At 51.5% G+C, this 20,735-nt stretch carries 16 protein-coding genes and 2 pseudogenes; 6 read left to right on the plus strand and 12 right to left on the minus strand.

Annotated elements, in window-relative coordinates:
• The first annotated feature begins 62 nt into the window (after nt 1-62).
• Nucleotides 63-1,157: a hypothetical protein gene (locus KIH39_RS25255; protein WP_213496742.1), complete on the plus strand. Its 1,095-nt coding sequence runs from the start codon at nt 63-65 to the stop codon at nt 1,155-1,157.
• A gap of 351 nt (nt 1,158-1,508) precedes the next feature.
• Nucleotides 1,509-1,769, plus strand: coding sequence for a hypothetical protein (locus tag KIH39_RS25260; protein ID WP_213496744.1), 261 nt, complete (start codon nt 1,509-1,511; stop codon nt 1,767-1,769).
• A 50-nt stretch (nt 1,770-1,819) separates the two neighbouring features.
• Here KIH39_RS25260 and KIH39_RS25265 read toward each other — a convergent pair whose 3' ends face one another.
• The gene (locus KIH39_RS25265; RefSeq protein WP_213496746.1) at nt 1,820-3,592 is read right to left on the minus strand and encodes a DUF4209 domain-containing protein; all 1,773 of its coding nucleotides are present in this window, start codon (nt 3,590-3,592) and stop codon (nt 1,820-1,822) included.
• Between the two features lie 133 nt (nt 3,593-3,725).
• On the minus strand, nt 3,726-4,616 hold the full coding sequence (locus KIH39_RS25270) for an alpha/beta hydrolase (protein WP_213496748.1): 891 nt from the start codon (nt 4,614-4,616) through the stop codon (nt 3,726-3,728).
• Nucleotides 4,617-4,797: 181 nt separating this feature from the next.
• Between KIH39_RS25270 and KIH39_RS25275 the strand changes: the two genes are divergently transcribed.
• Entirely contained in the window at nt 4,798-6,012 is a 1,215-nt protein-coding gene (locus KIH39_RS25275; protein ID WP_213496750.1) for a DNA polymerase Y family protein, read from the plus strand.
• Between the two features lie 10 nt (nt 6,013-6,022).
• Here KIH39_RS25275 and KIH39_RS25280 read toward each other — a convergent pair whose 3' ends face one another.
• Complete coding sequence (locus KIH39_RS25280; RefSeq protein WP_213496752.1) at nt 6,023-7,939, minus strand: hypothetical protein; 1,917 nt, start codon at nt 7,937-7,939, stop codon at nt 6,023-6,025.
• 157 nt (nt 7,940-8,096) lie between these two features.
• Between KIH39_RS25280 and KIH39_RS25285 the strand changes: the two genes are divergently transcribed.
• Nucleotides 8,097-8,951 (plus strand): glycosyltransferase family 2 protein, encoded by an 855-nt coding sequence (locus KIH39_RS25285; protein ID WP_213496754.1) that lies wholly within the window; start codon nt 8,097-8,099, stop codon nt 8,949-8,951.
• On the opposite strand, the gene KIH39_RS25290 is transcribed toward KIH39_RS25285, so the two are convergent.
• The 9 genes and pseudogenes from KIH39_RS25290 to KIH39_RS25325 form a co-directional block, all read right to left on the minus strand.
• Nucleotides 8,915-10,090, minus strand: a complete 1,176-nt coding sequence (locus tag KIH39_RS25290; protein WP_213496756.1) for a class I SAM-dependent rRNA methyltransferase — start codon at nt 10,088-10,090, stop codon at nt 8,915-8,917. The two genes, KIH39_RS25285 and KIH39_RS25290, sit on opposite strands and share 37 nt — an antisense overlap.
• Before the next feature lie 16 nt (nt 10,091-10,106).
• Complete coding sequence (locus KIH39_RS25295) at nt 10,107-10,397, minus strand: YciI family protein (protein ID WP_213496758.1); 291 nt, start codon at nt 10,395-10,397, stop codon at nt 10,107-10,109.
• Between the two features lie 25 nt (nt 10,398-10,422).
• On the minus strand, nt 10,423-11,469 hold the full coding sequence (locus tag KIH39_RS25300) for a mandelate racemase/muconate lactonizing enzyme family protein (protein ID WP_213496760.1): 1,047 nt from the start codon (nt 11,467-11,469) through the stop codon (nt 10,423-10,425).
• Nucleotides 11,470-11,478: 9 nt separating this feature from the next.
• Complete coding sequence (locus KIH39_RS25305; RefSeq protein WP_213496762.1) at nt 11,479-12,195, minus strand: ABC transporter ATP-binding protein; 717 nt, start codon at nt 12,193-12,195, stop codon at nt 11,479-11,481.
• Nucleotides 12,192-12,743: pseudogene (locus KIH39_RS27330) on the minus strand (ABC transporter ATP-binding protein); the annotation flags it as partial. The gene KIH39_RS25305 and the pseudogene KIH39_RS27330, both read right to left, overlap by 4 nt.
• A gap of 606 nt (nt 12,744-13,349) precedes the next feature.
• A pseudogene (locus KIH39_RS27335) lies at nt 13,350-13,511 on the minus strand (ATP-binding cassette domain-containing protein); the annotation flags it as partial.
• A gap of 53 nt (nt 13,512-13,564) precedes the next feature.
• Nucleotides 13,565-14,710 carry a branched-chain amino acid ABC transporter permease gene (locus KIH39_RS25315; RefSeq protein WP_213496766.1) on the minus strand — a complete coding sequence of 382 codons (1,146 nt, stop codon included), beginning with the start codon at nt 14,708-14,710 and terminating at the stop codon, nt 13,565-13,567.
• A complete protein-coding gene (locus tag KIH39_RS25320) occupies nt 14,710-15,816 on the minus strand; it encodes a branched-chain amino acid ABC transporter permease (RefSeq protein WP_246539427.1) in 1,107 nt (368 codons plus the stop codon). The genes KIH39_RS25315 and KIH39_RS25320 overlap by 1 nt, the downstream gene beginning before the upstream one ends.
• A 49-nt stretch (nt 15,817-15,865) precedes the next feature.
• Nucleotides 15,866-17,194 (minus strand): branched-chain amino acid ABC transporter substrate-binding protein, encoded by a 1,329-nt coding sequence (locus KIH39_RS25325; protein WP_213496768.1) that lies wholly within the window; start codon nt 17,192-17,194, stop codon nt 15,866-15,868.
• Nucleotides 17,195-17,972: 778 nt separating this feature from the next.
• On the opposite strand from KIH39_RS25325, the gene rpsO reads away from it, so the two are divergent.
• Nucleotides 17,973-18,239, plus strand: coding sequence for a 30S ribosomal protein S15 (rpsO, locus tag KIH39_RS25330; protein WP_213496770.1), 267 nt, complete (start codon nt 17,973-17,975; stop codon nt 18,237-18,239).
• A 191-nt stretch (nt 18,240-18,430) separates the two neighbouring features.
• Nucleotides 18,431-20,674 carry a polyribonucleotide nucleotidyltransferase gene (gene pnp, locus KIH39_RS25335; RefSeq protein ID WP_213496772.1) on the plus strand — a complete coding sequence of 748 codons (2,244 nt, stop codon included), beginning with the start codon at nt 18,431-18,433 and terminating at the stop codon, nt 20,672-20,674.
• The last annotated feature ends 61 nt before the right edge of the window (nt 20,675-20,735 follow it).

Raw genomic sequence — 20,735 nt, forward strand, 5'->3', positions numbered from 1 at the left:
TGAATTTACTTCGAATAGAATATTCGACTTGTGGGTGTAAATTTACAACTGAAAGTGTTTATATGAAAATATTTATTTGCTTAGCAGTTGCGTTATTGCTCGATTACAATTGCTGCCGGGCGGAAAGTAATAATGCCGAGGAGATTGCCAAACTTCAAAAAGCGGGACTCGAAGCTTTGGCCTACTTTAAATCCATCACTTATAGTGGCAGTGACTCCAGCTCGGAAATTCTGTCAATGCTCAAAAAAGACGCCGAACTAAAAAATATAGCATTTACCGATTGCAGTACCATGGACTACGATAGGTATGAAGTTTATAATAACGACAGTCAAAAATACAATCATAAATATAGTTTAAAACAGATTGTGGGGAAAGATTGTTTGTTTGAAAATAGCAGTCTGATATCTAAGCCGCAAGAAGTGTGGCAAACCAGCTACTATTTTGGAGGCAAATCTTTGCAATTTACGGGAAAGCGAATTGTGCATCGCATAACAAATACAGGGGATTGCGGCGCGATAAGATATTTGGATTTGCGATTTATTAGTTCCCTTAGTCAAACTTTAACTCGCGAATTTAAAGGCGATTCCACATATGCGGAATATCTTGAAATGATTGAAGATAGAATAAAGAATTCATTAAAATGTAAAATATATAAAACAGAGAAAGATGTATTTGCAAAAATAGAATCAAATAAAAAATTGGCTGACGTTTCTTTGTACCTTCGATTTGAAAAAACTAAATCCGAATTTCTTCTAGCCGAAGTTGCAATTGCGACACCTAGTACTCTTTTTTACAAAAAATCATCATATGATGTTGCATTTAATGAGTTTCTGCCTCGTGAGGTGTCCTGTTCGCAATATGATAACTCAATACTAATTGAACACAATTCGATCACAGTAAAAAATCTTGTTGTAGGTAACTGCAAATGCGAGCCGAAAGATATATCTTTCGATGGGTTAGGTGAAATTGCGTACGGTGATTTGGTCTATCCGGTATACAGTAAAAATTTCATCCAATCAATATTTTATGGCGAAAAAATTGTAAAAATTGCGACAGAGCGAAATCCCAAATTATACCTCATTGTTACCTCATGTGCCTTTCTAGCACTGGGATTATTAATACATTTGAGAAAAAGAATACTTAAAATGAGTAAATAGAAATATTAAGAGGCTCTGACAAAACCCCATTTCGTCCATTGAATACTGCTACAAAGAGAGGTTTTGTTAGGGCTTCTAAATATCAAAAAAATGGGCTTCTCAATGTTGTAACCGCCCACACCTCGTCTTGAGATTATCTGGAATTGCTCTTGCGCTGGGGAATTAATTATCTTATCTCGGGGATGGAGTCTATCAGCGAAGAGTGGCTTATTCGCCAAACGCCGGAAGTTCGGGCTGTGCTGCGGATTCTTTTGAACCGCATCGCCGAACTGGAGCGATCTGCAAAAGCAGCTGTCGGAGTACGATAAGCCGATCGAATAATCGAATTTCCTTTTATTGGGAAACGCCAATATGCTCGAAAATTACTCCCCCTACCAGCAGAAGGTTATCAAGAATTACTACGCGAACATCGATAAGGTGAGTCTGCAACGGCTCTCCGAATTGGTGACGGAGCTCTATCTGGCGGAAGGTAAGAAGAAAGACAAGCTCTGGCAAACGGCGGCCACGACGATGAAGAAGCTGGAGGTCCCGCAGAGCCGGATTGATCACATCACCTCGAAAGCGGATGTGACGCTATTGGCCGGGGTGGTGAAGGAGCTGATGGGGAAGTAGGGGGAGGAGGTGTTTTTTGCAGGCATATATATTCTTCGAATAAAAATCAATTACACTATTGTTTTCTCTTTGGCATGTAAAGATGCTAAAAGAAGGCCAATATGAAATACGCAATCTGTGAGGTATGGATTTATTTCGTTCGGCAAAATATCGCCATGAAATAGTCTGTTTCGAACATTAAGACCTAATTGATCAGTAAGAATATATCGCATATAAAATATTTCATCTTCGCTTTTGAAGATATTTAACAAAATAGGATCTCTCAAAAGGTCATCAAGTATTCGGAGATGAAATGCTCCACTTCTCGATTTTTTTATAATATACCCGTCAGAAAATTTTATCAAAAGACGAATTGCAGATTCGAGCTGAGGAAGAAACAGATGTAATGCTGAAATCCAATCGTTCTCTAGGTATGATTTGATTGCCCTTTCAGTTAGTAACTTTTTATTTTCGCTGAATAAATGATTTGAGTGTATATACTCTGAAAAGTTTTCTTTATTTATAAGATTTCGAGATATACAAGCTTCAATAATTTGTCTATAGAGAAAATATTTGACAGGTTGGGTTATGCTCCAATATGACTTTAAAGCGCCGCCCTCGTCATTTTCGGCACTTCCGATGCTCCCTTGCTCGCGGCCATCTCTCGCTATTAATTTTTTTGTGACAAGATTCTGTAAGGGAAATTGCGCGACTAATCCTTTGATGTCTTTTCGATCCTGCTCAAAATTGGGTAAGCCTTGTATAGCGAGGTTTGTAAACACATCGCCAGGTGCTTCGATGAAGTTTTTTATGATACATTCAATTTCGCCGTTAGGAATGTGGATCGAGCTAGTCAGAGGGTGTAGTTCCATAGACATTTTTTTTGCACACTCAGAATACATTTTTATTGCTTCGGCTGCCAAATCGTTTAAATTATACTGTTGTAAGGTCTTATGAATCTCCTGCATCCAAGCTGTAGTTATGATGCCTTTTATATCATGATTTTTTATTTTTTCAATATAAGCATCGGCGTATACCTTCAAAACGCGTGTGACATCTGACGAAGTTGCTGCTTTATTGTAAAATTCTGCCAGCCGAGTTGCGGCGAATTTTACACCTTCGGGCTCACTAGAATATTCTTGAAAAAGATTCCTGTATTTCGCAAGATTATTTTCGAGATTATTTATTATTTCAATAATTGAATCAATTGAAATTTTACTTTTACAAGAACTTTCCAAAAGTAGATCATATGGATTCTTCCAAACATAGTAGGTCTTCTCAGTGTCTTTTGATTTGTAAAATTCGATAATTGTAGAGCATAATTCTTGTAGAAGGTCATCTTCTTTGGTCAGGATTGCGAGTTGAATGGATCGTTCGAATCGAGCATAAGTTGTGTGCAAATATACGTCCAGATCCGATTTGGCGATATCTATCGCTGCTCGAATGGTTGTCTTTGTGACTCTATTATCTTTCATTTTAAGTCTGGGCATCATGTCCCATGCTATATCCGAATATCTGTATTTGAATATCGGATGAGTAACATCTTCACTCCGTTTAATCCAATACGAAATCCATTTTTCATTTAAATCAATGATTGATGGGAACTGACTGTTTTCATACTCCGAAAAGGGTGTATAATAATGCTCTGATCCATATCTTGACAATTGCTTTCCAGTAATGGGCCGAACCCTGAAAGCGAAAATTTCTGCTTCGAGTTCAAAATCGGATTGAGTAGGATTTAGGTTGGGAATTAATTTGATTAATTCTTCTGCCAACTCGTCTTCGGTAAAATTTTTCTTAAATGTTTCAAACTTATGAATTATTTCATCAATATGAGCTTTCATTGCACTTGCACCAAATAAATCTTCTGAAATAGAGGTATTAACAAAACCCCATTTTTGCGGTATTCAATGGACAAATTGAGGTATTGTCAGAGTTTCTTAGGGGCATTATTGTTCTTTCTGAGAAAAATGTCCCTCACTTCCCCTTCTCCCTCAGCTTCAACCCCGAGTGCTTCGCCACGAACTCTAGCAGTGCCTGCGTGGCGGGGTCCGATTCGCTCAACATCAGCCAGGCCATGATCGTAATATGATTCCGTTCCGGGATCATTTGAACCGACACATCGACTTTGTGCTTCTTCAATTCCTCCGCAAAGTTCTTCGACATCACATCACAGGTTGGGAAGTCCTTGTCGGCATACAAAATCAAAAACGGCGGCTCCTTACCGGTTACCTGCTGGATCGGCGAAGCACTTTCGGCCGCTTCCTTCCCCTTCCCGATGATTGGCACAAACCGGTTCTCGTGGAAGTTGTAAATGCCGCTGATCGGCATCACTCCTTTGATATCTTTCAGGGAAAGCTTCTCCGCCTTCAAATAGCTTTCGTTTGTTCCCAATAGGGCCGCGAGATGGCCGCCCGCCGATTGCCCGGTCACAAATATCTGATCGTTTTTTCCGTCATATTTGCCGATATTCTTATGCGTCCAGGCAAACGCTTTCGCCACATCTTCGATATGCCCCGGATGCTGGACCTGCGGCGTCAACCGATAGCTGAGCACCACCGTTCCGATCCCGTTCTTGGCGAATACATGGCCCACCGGGCCGTACATCTTGCGGTCGCCGGTGGTCCAACCGCCGCCATGGATGAAGAACAGAACGGGGAAGTCCTTCTGGCCCTTGGGAATAAACAGATCGAGCTTGTGCTTGTTATCTTCGCCCTCTTTGCCTTCCACGTAAGGAATATCCTTGTGAACCTCGACCTCGTACGGGCCCGCGATTTTGATCGGCTTTGTATCTTCGGCCTGTGCACTCATTGAGAAACATCCGAGGGTGACAATCAAAGTTAGCAGGGTGTTCCAGTAATTCTTCATGGGTAAATCTCAAATTCTCAAAACGATTTCGCTCCAGCTATTTTACAGCAATTGCTGGCAGTTGCAGTTGTGCGGACACGGATAAACCGCCGGGTGGAAGAATTTTTCAAAATGATCTGGCATAACTGTAAAAGTGAACATATAGTGTACGCATGTTTACTTGTGCGTCGGGAGGCCAACCATGCCGCTCCGCTACCTGTTCATCGATATGAATTCCTATTTCGCTTCGGTCGAGCAGCAAATGCACCCGGAGCTGCGTGGCCGGCCCGTCGCGGTTGCTCCGCTGAACGCCGAGACGACCGCCTGCGTGGCCGCGAGTTACGAGGCCAAAAAATTCGGTATTCGCACCGGAACCATGGTCCGAGAAGCCCGGCGGATGTGTCCTGGCATCGTCATAATCCCGGCCAGCCCGCGCATTTATGTGCAGCTTCACCATCAGATTATCCATGCGGTCGAATCGGTTCTGCCCGTTCTGAAGGTCATGTCCATCGACGAAATGGTTTGTCGATTGCGCGGCGTGGACCGCGAAACATCGAATGCCCGGCAATTAGCTCTGGATGTGAAAAAAGCGATTCTGACGAAAGTCGGCGTCTGCCTGAAATGTTCTATCGGTCTCGCCCCGAACATCATGCTCGCCAAGGTGGCCAGCGATATGCAGAAACCGGACGGCCTGACCATCATTGAAAACGAGGAGCTCCCGCAACGGCTGCACAGCTTGAAGTTGACCGACTTTCCCGGTATCGGCCCACGCATGGAAAAACGCTTCTGGCGTCGCGGCGTCAGCACCGTGGAACAACTCTGCAAGTTGAAACCGGAGCAGATGGCCGTGGTGTTCGGCAGTCGAGTGCATGGCCGTTCGTGGTACGATCGGCTGCGCGGCGATGATGTGGTCGATCGGCCGACAACGCGCCGGATTCTGACACAAAGTCGGGTGCTGCAACCCGATCGCCGTACGCATGAGGGGGCCGAGGCGATTCTGATTCGGCTCTTGCACAAGGCCGCGACGCGATTGAGAAAAATTCAGTACCACACCGGCCATTTAGCCCTCAGTGTGCGCTGTCTGGATGCTCCACGCTGGGAAAAGGATATGCCGCTCGATTACTGCCAGGATACGCCGACCCTGATACGGGCCTTCGGCAAGCTTTGGTGTCAGAGGCCCCGGCAGGGGACGCCGTTTAAAGTAGGGCTGGTGCTATCCGATTTGAAGCAGCAGAAGAATATCGCTCCATCGCTGTTCGATGGCAATCAGAAAATGGAAAGCCTGTCCCGAACTATGGATGAACTGCACCAGCAGTTCGGGATACAATCGGCCTACTTTGCCGGGATGCACGGGGCCTGCCATGAAGCCCCGGTGCGAATTGCCTTCAATCAGATTCCCGATATTACAGTGCGGTAAATGGGGGCAATTACTTGAAAGTCCGCAGCGCGGCGGCCACATTATTGTCGAAAGTTATTAGCTCATTCTTGAAGGCGTTCATAAGATCGAATCGTTTCAGCGTACTTTCGTCCTTGTTCGGCGTGTCGGTCAGCTTCTGAATTTCATCGACCAGCAACTGTTCGAGTTCGGGGCCGATCTGGTTCAGCTTGGCCAGTCCGTATTTGTCGCCCGCATCCTTGCAGACATCGAAAGCTCGGCGAGCTTCCGGCAGCTTCGATTTCATATCATCGAACGACTGCACTTTAGCCCACGATTCATAGATGAATTTACGGGCCGCACTGTGCGCATCGCTCTTGGGCGTCCAGTTCTTCTTCAGTTCATCCCGCTTCTGCGTGAAAGCATCCTTCGCGGCGGTTTCGGTTCCCGCCGCCACAATTGCTTCGTCGTAGAGTTTCAACGCCTCTTCGATATTCACCTGCTGAATGGCCGAGTCGATTCGCAGCACAAATCCGTTCAGCTTCTTTTTCAGTTCCACGACTTCAGGAAGGTTCTGCTGCCGACTGACTTCATCGAGTTGAGCAATATAGGAATCCAGTTGCCGGCGGGCATCGCGCAGGCTTTGTAGCTTTTCATCCAGAACATCTGTGAAGCCGGGAAGGGAGACTTTGGCGGCGATGGTCTGTTCTTTGAATTTCTGCAGATCGACGGTCAGCTCGCTGATATCGCCGTCGATGCGACTGAGCGTCTTTCGAGCGGAGTTATCGGCCTGATCCACTTTCCCCTGTTTCACCAGTTGAGTAATATCTTTGAAGCACTGGGCCTGAATGCGGCGGGAGTCATTGACGCGATCCAGCCAGAAGCCGCGGCGGGCCACCAGTTGATCGCGGCTTTCCGCACCCGCTTCGATGTTTACCGTTCGCACTACCACCGCATCTCCGGTAATGGCCAGCGGAATGCGGGCAATTGCTCGCTCGCCCAGATCGATGCGGACGAAAGCGATATTCTTCATCGGATCGCGCGACGTGAACACATCTCGAAATAGCACACCCAGATCGCGTTCCTGATAACTCTCGGCGAAGCCGGAATCCTTGATGCGTACTTGCAGTCCGACCTGTCGAAGCGGGGCTCCCTTGGGATCGATGAGTTTCAATTTCAAGGGAGCGGTGACGGTTGCGAGTCGGATGCAGCGATAGCCGACAATGCTTCCGCGGGCGGGTGGCAATCGATCGGCGTACTGGCGGACCAACCGGCAGGTCGATTGGCCGTCTTTCATTTCATCGAGCACCTGCAACAGAACGTCATCGCAATCGGAAGTGGTGCCGCGCAGGCCGGTACCGTCTTTGCGAATTTGTACCACTTTCAACACATCTCCCGGCCGGACCCAATCGGCCAGCGCGAGGCCACGCCGTCCGGCTTTCCAGCTGACCGGGACATTATCGCCGGCAGGAATGAAAGAACCGGTGAAACCGAAGTCGCGTATCACCCAATCGGTAATCTGTTTCAAAATGGCGGAGCGATCCGAAAGTGTGGCTTCGCGAATCAGCGAATTGAAGCCGGTGCTGCCATCGTGTTGCCGGGCGCGAATGCGGATACCCTGTTCGCTGGCCTCGATCCAGAAAACGTGAAGTTTTTCGTTGCTCAGCGGGGCGGGGGCGTCGAGGGCGGTGGGGCCGGTTTTCAGGTAATTTCGCTCCTGTTCGGTCCAGTCCTTGTTCGGCTTCCGCATCAGGTCGATGATTTCGAACTCGGCCAAGTTGCCTAGCAGGCCCTGGAGCTTGTCCTCGATATCGGACTTCAAATTGAGCCGGTAGGTTTCGTTGAAGAGCGGATGCGCGCGGAAAAGCAAAACGATTTTAGTGGAGTAGGTTTGATCGCTATCCGTGGGCAGTTGAGCAGCGGCCGGGAACGCAAAAAGAAGTAGTGAACAGATCGCCACAAAACGCATAGATGATCCTAAAACCGGTAAATCGATCCTTCTTAGATAGTTTAATCGAAGATTATGGGGGAAACCACGTCGGAAATTGCCGAGATTTCGGGAATATTCGCGAGATTGCGGCATCTGAATTCTAAAATGGGAGAAATACTCTTCTTCGGGTTCGGATATGCCGTTGCTTCTCACTTCGCCGCCATTAAATCCAACGCACGAGATCTTTCACGTCGAACGGATTTTAGACCCAGATGAATCCGTACCCGCCCGACAGCATAAAATCATTGCGGTATTACCGGCCTACAACGCCGAGCGAACCTTGGCGGCGACGCTGGCCGATTTCCCTCCCGGCTCGGTCGATCAGATCCTTCTGGTCGACGATTGCAGCAAGGACCGCACGGTTGAGATCGCCCTTGAGATGGGATTGACGGTGATTCAGCATCCCAAAAATAGGGGGTATGGGGGAAATCAGAAGACTTGCTACCAGTATGCTCTCGATCAGGGGGCCGATATCGTGGTGATGATCCATCCCGATTATCAGTACGATGCCCGAGTGATACCGCATGCGATTGGAATGATCGAATTGGGAATCTGCGACATCGTGTTGGGCAGCCGGATTCGTTCCCGAAAAGAAGCTTTGCAGTGCGGAATGCCCTGGTGGAAGTATTTCGCCAACCGAGCACTGACGGCCTTCGAAAATATCTGTCTGGGCCAGAATTTAGGCGACTTTCACAGTGGCTTCCGGGTCTATCGCCGGAACGTGCTGGAGAAGATCCCTTTCCAAAACAATTCGGACGACTTCGTCTTCGACACGCAGTTTCTGGCTCAGGCGGTACACTTCGGCTTCCGGCTGGGCGACATTCCGGTTCCGGTCCGCTACTTCAATGAAGCCAGCAGCATCAACTTTCGCCGCAGTTCGATCTACGGTATTCGAACAGTGCAGACGATGCTGGGCTTTCTCATGAATCGCCTGCGGCTCTGGCGATCCTCGCTCTATTCCACCACCCGACACCAGACCGCTTTAAGATAACGGCCTTCCTGAGCCTGGGCATGGAAGGGATGATCCGCCGCGGCCCCGCTCAGGTTGAAGATCTGCACTGTTCGCTGCGCCTGCCAGGCCGCCCGGCGAATGCTTTCGAGAAAATCAGTCTCGCTGACTAGACCCGTACAGGAACAAGTCAGGAAGATGCCGCCGGGGCTAACGACGTTTAGAGCGACCCGGTTCATATCGCAATATTTCTTCAGGGCCGTTTCCACTTCTTCGCGATCCCGGGTCATCTTGGCTGGGTCTAAAATGACCACATCGTACTTCTGACCGGAAGGATAAATGTCCCGCAACCAGCTGAAGATGTCGGCCTGAATGAACTTGATGCGGGCCTGATTCAAGTTGGCGTTCTGCGCGGCCAGAGCGATGACCTGTTCGTCGAGATCGACCCCTACCACCTCGGCCGCTTTACCGATGGTCTTGGCATAAACGGCGAAACCGCCGGTGTTGCAGCAGAGGTCGAGTACTTTCTTGCCGTTGCAAAATGTCGACATCAACCTGCGATTGTCTCGCTGATCGCAGAAAAAGCCGGTTTTGTGCTTACTGCCCGGTGCCACGCGGAAACGCACGCCGTTTTCGGTGATGGTCCCCGGCGGCGGAGCATCGGGCGGCCGGCAGTCGAACGACTCCTGCTTACCGACATGCTCCTCGGCGAAGAAATAGAATTTCGAATCGGGGAATTCGTCCCGAAAGATTGAAATGATCAGATCGCGCTGTTTGAACATCCCGGCCGAGAAAAATTCGATCACAATCGTCTGGCCGTAGCGATCCACCACCAGCCCGCTGAGTTCATCGGCCTCAGAATGCACTAAGCGGTAGGCGTTTGTGGTTTCATCGAGCCGCAGGGTCTCCCGGCGGAAGCGAATCGCGCGTTTGATGCGCTCCCGGAAGAAGTCTTCGTTGACGAGTTGATCTTGCTTGGAGGTCAGCACCCGTAAGGTAATGCGGGAATGGCCGTTGTAGAAGCCTCGGCCGACCCATTGGCCGGCGCGATCCTGGATTTCCACGATCGTACCGGGTGGTATCCGTTCGGTCGGCTTTTCGACCATCTTCTGGAAGATCCAGGGATGGCTCGAACGGCGTTCGATTTTCAGTTTAACGAGGGGCAATGCTGGTGCAGTCATCTAGGAATTGTATGCCTTAAGCCGTGGTCAAACCGCCCGGAGCGACAAACACGGTCTTCCAGGGCCGAATGGTCCAGCGAACAAAGATGCCTTCGGAGTGGAACGGGTCGCCCTTCAGGATCGCTTCAGCCTCTTCGGGAGTCGCGGCCTCGTAAACGATCAAGGCGCCATAGTTGTCGAGAAAGGGCCCGGCACATGCGAGTTTGCCCTGTTCCAGCAAGCTCGTGAGATACTCGCGATGCCGAGGACGCACGGCATTCACCCGGTCCACATCCGGAATATATTCAATCACAGCGGCATACTTCATCGGCCAACTCTCCAACACTGGCGAACTAGAATTCCCAGCCGATCCCCGGTTTTTCCGGCGCCAAAATCTGGCCCTTTTCAATCTTCAGCGTCTGGAACGGCTCCGACCAGTCGAGCAGATTCATATTGGCGATTCCGCAGGCCAGGTGAATAGCCAGGTCGGGCAAACCTTTAATCACGCAGGGAACGTGATAGGCATCGGCCATCGCGATCACTCGCAAAAGCGGCGTCAAACCGCCCAGGCGAATCGGATCGGGACGGAGGATTCGAACCGTACCGCGAGCCAGCCAGTCGCGAAATTCCTCAACGGAATCGATCCCGGGTCCGACGCATAAGGGCGCCTCGAAATGCAGCGATAAGCGTTCGTATCCCGCCACATCGCTGGTGGCAATAGGCGATTCGAACCAGTCGATGCCGATTTCCTCATCGAAGAAACGGGCAAAGGCCATGGCGGTGCCGAGGTCGTAGCGTCCCTCGGCCGTAATGCCGAGCCAGGCTTCATCGCCGATGCCATTGCGGATGTCGTGAACGCGGTCGGCATCTTTCTGAATATCGTCGGTGCCGATCTTCACGAGTAAACCGAGCGGTTGATTCGCGGCGTACTTCTTCCAGGTCGATAGCACGGTAGCGGTGTCTATCCCTAGTGGAGCGATATCACCCAGGAAGTAGGGGGCCGAAGCGCGAGCAGAGCCGAAGTAGCGGTGCAGCGGCTCACGGAAAGACTTGCCCTTGATGTCCCACAAAGCCAGATCGATGGCCGCATAAACGCGCGGCAGAATTCCCGACCAGCCTAGCGAACTGCCGTAGCCGCGGGCTTTGGCCCAGAGCTTCTCGGTGGCTAGCGGATCTTCGCCGACCACCAGCGGAATTAGCTCCTCCAGAATGGCTTTCCCGGCGGTCAATCCCGATGGGCCAAAACTGGTAACGCCGAAGCCGGAGATCCCGGAATCGGTGTCGATTCGTACGATCAGATAATTCGTACTGGAGGGGGCGTTGGAACCGCTGTTCAACGAGATTCGGCCCGCGGAGGAGTCGACTCGCTTTTCGGAGACTTTGACAGAATGAATTTTCATGCGGGAATTCTATTCACCCAGATAGGCGGCCTGAATGCGCGGATCGTTCAGAAGCTCGGTGCCGGGTCCGCTCATGGTGATGGTGCCGGTTTCCATAACGTAGCCGCGATGCGCCAGTTTCAAGGCTAAACGGGCATTTTGCTCGACGAGAAGAACCGACATCCCTGCCTGATTCAATTCGCGAATAACTTCAAAAATTCTCAGAACGATCATCGGAGCGAGGCCAAGCGACGGCTCATCGAGCAGGAGCAATTTGGGCCGGGCCATCAGTGCCCGGGCGATGGCCAGCATCTGCTGCTCGCCGCCGGAGAGGGTGCCGCCGAGTTGTTTCATCCGCTGTTTCAGGATGGGGAAGTAATGGTAGGATTTTTCGATATCTTCCTGAATTCCCGCGTGATCTTTGCGGGTGAAGGCCCCCATTTGGAGGTTTTCCAGCACCGTCAGACGCGGGAAAATTTTGCGTCCTTCGGGCGACTGAGCCAGCCCCCTTGGCACGATTTTGTAATCGGGCACGCGCGAGATATCCTCGCCTTCGAACATGATTCGGCCGCCGCGGGTTTTCACCACGCCGGAGATGGTTTGGAGCGTCGTCGTCTTCCCGGCCCCGTTCGCACCAATAACCGTGACGATTTCCCCCGGGTTGACGGTCAGCGAGATGCCCTGCAGCACCTTGATCTGCCCGTAGCCCGCTTCCAGATTTTCGACGCTGAGAATCGGAGAACTCACGTCACTTCCTCTTTGCCCAGATAAGCTTCGATGACCTTCGGATTTTGGCGAACTTCTTCCGGAGTGCCTTCGGCAATTTTCACGCCGTAATCGAGAACGGAAATTCGATCGGAGATCCCCATCACCAGATTCATGTGATGCTCGATCAGAAGGACAGTAATGCCCCGATCGCGAATCTTGCGAATCAGTTCCATCAGATCGACCGTTTCCCGGGGATTCATACCGGCCGCCGGTTCGTCGAGGAGCAGCAATTTCGGTTCGCAGGCCATGGCTCGGGCGATTTCCAGACGGCGCTGATCGCCGTAGGGCAAGTTTTTGGCCAAATTGTTCCTGGCTTTTTCGAGACCCATGAACTTCAGCAGTTCGAGGGCTTTCGCCTCGGCCTCTTTTTCTTCGCGTTTTAAGCCGGGAGTGTGCAGGGCCATTCGAACGGGATTGCTCCCCAGCGAGCGGTCTTTGCCGATCAGCACGTTTTCCAGCACTGTCATATTCTGGAAGAGTCGAATGTTTTGGAAGGTTCGGGCAATGCCACCCAAAGCGATGTAATCGGTCGTTCGTCGGCTGCGACGCCAGACGACAAAGGAACCGATAGTACCAACAATAAAACCGGCCAGAAGTGCAATCAGACCGTTTCGGAGTCGTGCGGTGCGTGATTCCTGGAAATCGTTCAACGTCTCTTTCAGGTCGGTGCAGTCGGCCTCGGAACCGGTATAAGCCGGCTCGGGCACGCCTTCCAGATAGAGCGAAAACTCCTCGGCATTCTTGCGGACTTCCGGCTTCTTCTTGGTGTTGATCGCTTGGTAAATCTTCTGCGCTTTTTCCTCATTGGGGATGTTGCCGATCAAAGTCTCATCGCTGGAAGACATGACCTGCCAACGGCGCCCGTTGCGGGTTTTCTGCAAAACGGGATTGCTGGCGATATAGCGATTCATGTCGCTCCAAAGAGTCTGGAAGCTGAATGGAGCTGGCAGTGGTTTCTCTGGACTCTCTTCACGGCCGAACAGATACATCCGAGTCGAGGGCTGCTTCTTGATCGTCGAAGCCCAGAAACTGTCGATGTTGACGGCCAGTATTCCGGCGAGGAGCGCGACGGTCAGACCGACGAAAATAAACCCGATTAATGTGCGAACTGTCAGCGGCCGGATTTGATTGTGGCCGTCGAAGGTTACTGCACCTTCAGTCGGGTTGTAGATGCCGGTGATCGCGTTGAAGAAAGTGGTTTTGCCCGCTCCGTTGGGACCGATGATCGAATAGATCTGTCCTTTTTCGACGGTGACATCGACGGCATTGACGGCCGTTAAGCCGCCAAATCGCATCGTCACTTTTTCAGCTTTCAACAACGACACAGAAAACCTCTCGGGTAGAATCGTTATTTATCGCGCCGGGCCGGGAACAAGCCGTGGGGTCGGAATCGCATGACCAGAATCAGAACCATTCCGAAGATCATCAATCGCCAACCGGAGAAGGTTAAATAAGGTGCGCCTTCATTACCCAGATTTATACCCGCCAACCGAACATCCTGTTTCGTGTCGACATGTTTGCGGATCCAATCCTGAATACCAGAATCGAGTGCCGGTGAAATAATGTTTTCGTAACCGATGATCAGCAGAACGCCGATGATGACCCCTTTTCGATTACCGAGGCCACCGAGGATCAAACAACACAGGACAATAACAGAGTTATTGAATCCGTAGGTGTCGGGGTCGGCCGTATTGCTTTGACGATAGGCATAAAGTGCACCCGCGAGCCCGGCGAGTCCGGCCCCGATAGCGAATGCCGCCAATTTCAAACGGGCGGTGTTCAACCCCATACAGGCCGCCGCCAGCTCATCTTCTCGAATCGCCACCCAGCCGCGACCCAGTCGCGAACGCTCCAGATTGCGAAGCAGGATCACTACGATTACTAGAAAAAACAAGGTCAGAAAGTACCAGTAGCGATAGTCGCCAGACCAATCCAGAGGGCCCCCTTCACTTAATTCCTTGGCCCCGGGAATAAACTTCAGAAATCCCGCAATAGTCTTGATTAAAGAGTCGAAAAGGGTCGGTGAAGGAACTGGTTTAATACCTTTGGTTCCATTGGTAATCTGTTCGAGATTTCGCAGAGTAAATCGCAAAACTTCCCCGAAACCCAGTGTCACCAGGGCCAGATAATCTCCGCGCAATCGAAGCACCGGAGCTGACAGCATGACGCTGAGAGCAGCCGCACCCAAAATCGAAATGAGAACCGCCAGTGGAAAACTCAATTGGAACGGGTAATCGGCAACGGTCAGAATGCCGGTCAGGTAGGCCCCCACGCCGAAGAACGCGCCGATTCCCAGGTGCAACAGCCCGGCATAGCCGATCACCACATTCAGACCCAGGGCCAGGATCGCGAAGATAAATAGAGTGGGAAGCTGATTACCTACCGGCTGACCGATTTTGGAGAAAACGAAATCATTCACCGGCGGATAAATGGGATACGCAACTGCCAGGGCCAGCAGCAAGAGCATCCACGGAAAGCGATTAAGTAGTGACATTACACTTTCTCCCGCGTTCGGGAGCCGAGCAATCCGGTGGGGCGGAAAACGAGGATCAGAATCAGAATCGCGAAGACGAAAGCACTGGTCCACTTTTCATCGATGTAGGCACTCCCCAGCGATCGTACCAAACCGATGATAATACCGCCGAGTACCGCGCCGGGGATATTGCCAATTCCCCCCAGCACCGCTGCCGTGAAAGCATAGAGACCATTCTGAAAGCCAACTTGATAACTGGTGGTATTGATGTAGAGGGCATAAGTAACGCTCCCTACGCCCCCGAGCGCTCCGCCGATCAGGAATGTCGTTGCAATGACGCGATCCACATTGATACCCATCAGGCGGGCCGCCGTGGGATTCTGAGCCGTTGCCCGCATTGCCTTACCCGTTTGAGTGAATTTCACAAACCAGGTGAGAAATATCATGCTGGGTATGGTCACGGCAATGACCATGGCATCTTTCCAGGTGATTCGAAATTTGGATTCTTCTTTGGCTTTGATGGTAGGCTTGGACTTGGAATCTTTAGCAGAATCTGATTTGTCTGACTTCGCGGTGGTTACCGCCTCTTCTACCGGACTGGACCGCTCCAGAATATTTTCGTTACTGACAATATTGGGGAAGGCTCTCTGCGAAGCCGCCGGAACCGCTCGGCCATCCTCATAGACCGCGGCGTTCCAGAACAACCCGATGTTCATGAAGCAGAAGGATACCCCAATGGCGGATACCAGAGGCGCCAACTTAGGGGCCGATCTTAGTGGCCGGTATACCACTTTATCGACCGCCACGTTTAAGGTGGCACAGAAAAGCGGGACCACAATCATCATCACTGCAATGGCCAGCGCGGCCTTGGAGGTGGAAATCTCGCCGGCCGTACTCACTGAAATCCCCATCAGGGAAAGCAGTGTCAGGGCCATGAAAGTGCCGAGCATGAACAGATCGCCGTGGGCGAAGTTGATGAGCTCGACGATCCCGTATACCATCGTGTAGCCCAGCGCGATGAGCGCGTAAAGCATGCCGATGATCAGACCACCCAGACAGTATTGAAAAAACATCTGTAGGCCGCCGGAATCCGAGGCGGCAAACAGTGTCATCGAGTCGAGAATCAAAGGCGGAAACTCCGCTAGGAAGGTAGGGATCCCTGGAGAGAGGGGAGACTTATTTTTGTAGTTCCAGTAGTTTTACGAAATCGAAGTCCATCGTTCCCTTGGCATTCGGTTTTATGGTACTGATGCTCAGAGTCGTGGAGGTTGTGTCGCCGTTCTTGTCGAACGACCAGGTTCCCAAAGCCCCATCTTTGAAGTCCTTGATACTCAAAGCGGCCTGAGTGATCGCGGCCCGATCCTTCTTGCCCGCTTTTTTGATGGCTTCCAGAGCCACTTTGCCGCATTCGTAACCGTAAACGGCATAACCTTCGGGATCGGCATTGAAACGCTTCTTGTAGTTGGCAACGAATTCGGCGCCTTTACCCTTCAACTGATCGGGAGGCATGCCACCGAAAGTGCAGTAGCAGGTCAGTTTCTTGAAAACGTCAGCTCCGGCGGCCTGAATGAACGCCGCTTCGTAGCAGCCATCCGGAATGATCAGGATGGTCTTTTCCAGGCCTTCCGCAACCATATCTTTGGCGATCTGGCCGGCCCCGGTTTGCGATGTGCCACCAAAGTAAATGCAGTCCGGATTGAACTGATTCTTGATGCGTTTCATCAGAGTCCGGAAGTCGGACTGCTTGTAGTCGATGCTTTCCTGCTTGCCAAGGACCTTCAATTGGATTTCTTCGCAGCGATCTTTGAAAATCGTGGCCAGTCCTTTGCCGTAAACTTCATTGTCGTCGAGAATGCAGACGGTTTTGACACCTTTCGATTTCGCAAAATCCGCCGCAACGGGCCCTTGGATATCGTCCGCCGGTACCACGCGGGTGAAGTTAATGGTTCCCGCGGGTCGGTATTTTTCTGGTTCACCCGGTTCCGCGCCTTCTTTTTTGGTCAAGCCAATGGCGGTGCAGGCGGGAGATACCATGAGCAGGCTGGCCTTGTTGAGAATCGGCATCGAAGTGCTGGCCGCTCCCGAGTTGTAAGGCCCTAGGAAAATCATCACGTCGGGATCTTGAATCGCCTTGTTCGCGTTAGCGGTTTCTCGTTCCGGCGTCCACTTCCCATCCGCAGCCGTGGCATCGTCGAGATCTTCATATTCAATCTTGAAACTGCCGACTTTATTACCGGCCTCTTCGAAGGCCATCCGGATTCCGTTGACGATGGTATCGGTCTGGCCTTTAGCACTGCCAGTTCGAGGCAGGCTCGAAACGATTTTGATGACGTCGGGATTGCCCAAGCCGCTGGGATTCACGGCTTCGGCAGTCGAAGGCGTGGAAGCTTTGGTGGCTGCGCTCGGCTTACTTCCGCCGCTGTCGCACCCGGTAATCAGGACCGACAGTGTCAGGCAAATTCCCAATGCAGAGAAAATCTGCCAGTTCGGTTTTTTGACCGTCATGGATGCCTCAGGATCGAAAATACGTTTAAAATTCAGAAAATTCCGTTCACTGCGATGTTAAAGATTTGAGTAGAGCGCGTCAACGAAAATGCTTCGATAATGCGTGGAGCCCTGCTTGGAACAACCGCGATAGCGATATTCTCGTTTCGGTTTACACTCTATTTGGCGAAATAGCGGGCTGTTCTGGGGGCGATATTCCGCTAGTCACTTCTTTCAGGGAAGACATTTCATCGAAAAGTGCCTCGAGAATACTCTAGTAGAAGAAGCAAGCCCCCACAGTGATCGCGAAGAAACAAAGAAATTGGGTACTGGCTCTGCCGATGATCTCTCGACGGAGACAATCAACGATTTTCTCCATGCTTTTCTGGAGGTTTCTGATTTTTGGAGATGTACAGGCTCTCAGGTTTGGAGAAAAAAGGTGATGCGGCCGTGCAGAAGGGTAAATTTTCGGTCCGGAAAAGGGAAATCGACGTTTTTCTTGGAAAAACGCAGAAAAGACCCTTCAAAATTGTCAGTTTAATACCGGGAAGGTCATCAAATTGCTGTTTTCCACTATATGAAAATTGATGATCTGATGACCTCTCTAGAGAAAACCCGTACACCGAACGGTTTTTTCCCTATCGAATTTTGTGAGGATTATGTGCTTTTCCATTTCTCATCTTGCCGACCTTCCTCTGGCGCCACATAATTTTCAAATACACTATATGGGCAAAAGTTGTATGATCGTTCGACTAAAAGCAGGTGTCGAACGCGGAAGTATTGAAGGACAAAAGCGAAAATGATCACGAAGGAACGCAAAAGCGGAATTATTGGTGATTTCAAACGAGCCGAGACAGACACGGGTTCACCCGAAGTGCAAGTGGCTCTTTTGACCGCTCGAATCAATGAATTGACCGAGCACATGCGAGCTCACACGAAGGATCACGCGAGCCGACGTGGGTTGCTCAAGATGGTCAGCAAGCGAGCCGACCTGTTGAAGTATTTGCAGAATACGGACCGGAATCGGTATCTGGCCGTGATTGGTAAACTGGGACTGCGAAAATAGTCTTCGCTTGCCCGTCGGTCGAAACCGGCGGGCATTTTTCATAAACGGGGGAGAGGTCCTTTTCCCTCGACTCTTCCGAGTGCTGCTTTGGCGATCTCTCGGGTTCTCGACCTGAATATCCAACCTGTCGGGTTCCTACCGCGACAATCGCCGGGAAATACCTGCTTAACATCTAAAAGAGGATTGCACCTGTGACGGTGACACGTGTTGAATGCGCTTTAGGCGCTGGTACTTTGATTCTGGAAACGGGAAAATTAGCAAAACAAGCTCACGGATCGGTGGTCGTTCGATACGGCGACACGATGACTCTGGTAGCCGCGGTGGCCGGCAAGTTGGATCCCACTCGGGATTTCTTTCCCCTGACCGTCGATTATCGAGAAAAACCCCAGGCGGCGGGTAAATTCCCCGGTGGCTACATCAAGCGGGAAGGCCGACCTACCACCAAGGAAATTCTGACTGCCCGACTTATCGACCGTCCTATCCGCCCCCTGTTCCCCGCCGATTATTTCAACGAAGTTCAGGTGATGTGTCAGGTCATCTCCGCCGATCGTGAAAACGATCCGGATATCCTGTCCATGATCGGTGCTTCGGCCGCGCTTTACGCTTCACCGATCCCGTTCCAGAAGCCGACCGGTGCTGTGCGCGTCGGTCGGGTGAACGGCGAATTCGTGGTGATGCCGAGCCATCACCAGATGGAAGAAAGCGATCTCGATCTGATCGTCTCCGGCACCAAGGAAGCCGTGGCGATGATCGAAGGTTTCTCCCGGGAACTCTCGGAAGAAGTCATGGGCGATGCCGTGATGTTCGGTCACAAGTACATCGTTCAAATCTGCGAATTGATCGAAGAACTCCGCGAAAAAGCCGGGATGGGCACCAAACCGGCCGTCGCGGCTTCTCCGGCCAATCCGCTCATCAAAGAGATGTACGACAAGTTCGCCAAGGAACTGCGGGCTCGCAAACTGACGGTGGCCAAACTGGAACGCTACGAAAAAGTGGCGGCCCTCAAAGACGAGATGAAAAAGCATTATTTCCCGGAAGGAGCCACGACTCCTCCCGAATATTCGCCCGGCCAGTTCGCGCAGGCCTGGGCCCTCCTGGAAGAGAAAGTCTTCCGCGATATCGTGCTCGACGGCGGTCGTATTGATGGCCGGGGTTTCAAGCAGATTCGGGCGCTGCATTGCGAAGTCAGCCTGCTGCCGCGCACGCACGGCTCGGCCTTGTTTACTCGCGGAGAAACGCAAGCTCTCGTGACCGCAACCCTCGGCACCGCCGCGGATGAGCAGCGGATTGAAGGGCTGGAAGGCGAGTATGTCAAGAAGTTCATGCTCGACTACAACTTCCCGCCGTTCTCGGTCGGAGAATGCAAGCCGTTACGCGGCCCCGGTCGACGGGAAATCGGCCACGGGATGCTGGCCGAGCGTTCGCTGAAGGCCGTGATGCCGCTGCCAGGCAAGTTCCCTTATACCGTTCGACTGGTATCCGATATTCTCGAATCGAACGGCTCTTCCAGCATGGCTTCGGTCTGCGGTGGAACGCTCGCGCTGATGGATGCTGGAGTGCCGATTCAAAATCCGGTGGCAGGCATTTCCATCGGGCTAGTGAAGGAAGCCGATAAGTTCATCCTCTTTACCGATATCCAGGGCGATGAAGACCACTATGGCGATATGGACTTCAAGGTCGCCGGGACGCAGCGTGGCATCACCGGGATTCAGCTCGATTTGAAGCTGGAAGGCATTGGTGAAGAAATCATTCGGGCGGCCCTGACTCAAGCGAAGGATGCCCGCATTGAAATTCTGCGAACGATGCTGGTAGCACTTCGCAAACCACGCGGTGAGATCAGCGCTTACGCGCCCCGATTGCTTCAGATCAAAATCAATCCCGAAAAGATTGGTTTGCTGATCGGGCCAGGCGGCAAAAATATCAAGGGCATTCAGGAAGCGACCGGTGCCAAGATCGATATCGACGACGATGGAACCGTCAGCATCGCTCACAGCGATGCGGCTGGAGCCCAGGCGGCCAAGGCTCGCGTCGAAGCCCTCACGGGTGAAGTTGAGATCGGTAAGGTTTACGAAGGTAAAGTCATCAGCGTGAAAGATTTCGGCGCTTTCGTCGAAATCATGCCGGGCCGGGATGGTCTGGTGCATATCAGCGAACTCGATCACGCTTATGTGGGACGGGTGGACGATGTGTTGCGCGTGGGCGATCCGGTCAAGGTGATCTGTATCGACATCGACAATCAGGATCGCGTGAAGCTCTCCCGTAAGGCTTTGCTGCCGGCCCCGCCTCCGGGGGAAGGGGGCGAGGCTCCTCCTCCCGAAGGTGGCCGTCCACCTCGGGAAGATCGCGGCGAACGCAATGATCGAGGCGGCGGTGGCGGCGGCCGTGGCGGGGATCGAGGAGATCGCGGAGGCCGAGGCGGCGACCGCAGAAGATAAGGCAATATTTAATAATATCGCGGAGCAGTTTCGCTGCTCCGCCCATTTTTTACTGACATAT

The sequence above is a fragment of the Telmatocola sphagniphila genome (assembly GCF_018398935.1).
GTDB classification, from domain to species: domain Bacteria; phylum Planctomycetota; class Planctomycetia; order Gemmatales; family Gemmataceae; genus Telmatocola; species Telmatocola sphagniphila.

Coding starts and splice junctions, on each gene's coding strand:
- KIH39_RS25265 (WP_213496746.1), bottom strand. CDS start 3,592: ATGAAAGCTCATATTGATGAAATAATTCATAAGTTTGAAACATTTAAG.
- KIH39_RS25315 (WP_213496766.1), bottom strand. CDS start 14,710: ATGTCACTACTTAATCGCTTTCCGTGGATGCTCTTGCTGCTGGCCCTG.
- KIH39_RS25270 (WP_213496748.1), bottom strand. CDS start 4,616: ATGAAGAATTACTGGAACACCCTGCTAACTTTGATTGTCACCCTCGGA.
- KIH39_RS25255 (WP_213496742.1), top strand. CDS start 63: ATGAAAATATTTATTTGCTTAGCAGTTGCGTTATTGCTCGATTACAAT.
- KIH39_RS25260 (WP_213496744.1), top strand. CDS start 1,509: ATGCTCGAAAATTACTCCCCCTACCAGCAGAAGGTTATCAAGAATTAC.
- rpsO (WP_213496770.1), top strand. CDS start 17,973: ATGATCACGAAGGAACGCAAAAGCGGAATTATTGGTGATTTCAAACGA.
- KIH39_RS25280 (WP_213496752.1), bottom strand. CDS start 7,939: ATGCGTTTTGTGGCGATCTGTTCACTACTTCTTTTTGCGTTCCCGGCC.
- KIH39_RS25275 (WP_213496750.1), top strand. CDS start 4,798: ATGCCGCTCCGCTACCTGTTCATCGATATGAATTCCTATTTCGCTTCG.
- KIH39_RS25285 (WP_213496754.1), top strand. CDS start 8,097: ATGCCGTTGCTTCTCACTTCGCCGCCATTAAATCCAACGCACGAGATC.
- KIH39_RS25300 (WP_213496760.1), bottom strand. CDS start 11,469: ATGAAAATTCATTCTGTCAAAGTCTCCGAAAAGCGAGTCGACTCCTCC.
- KIH39_RS25295 (WP_213496758.1), bottom strand. CDS start 10,397: ATGAAGTATGCCGCTGTGATTGAATATATTCCGGATGTGGACCGGGTG.
- KIH39_RS25290 (WP_213496756.1), bottom strand. CDS start 10,090: ATGACTGCACCAGCATTGCCCCTCGTTAAACTGAAAATCGAACGCCGT.
- KIH39_RS25325 (WP_213496768.1), bottom strand. CDS start 17,194: ATGACGGTCAAAAAACCGAACTGGCAGATTTTCTCTGCATTGGGAATT.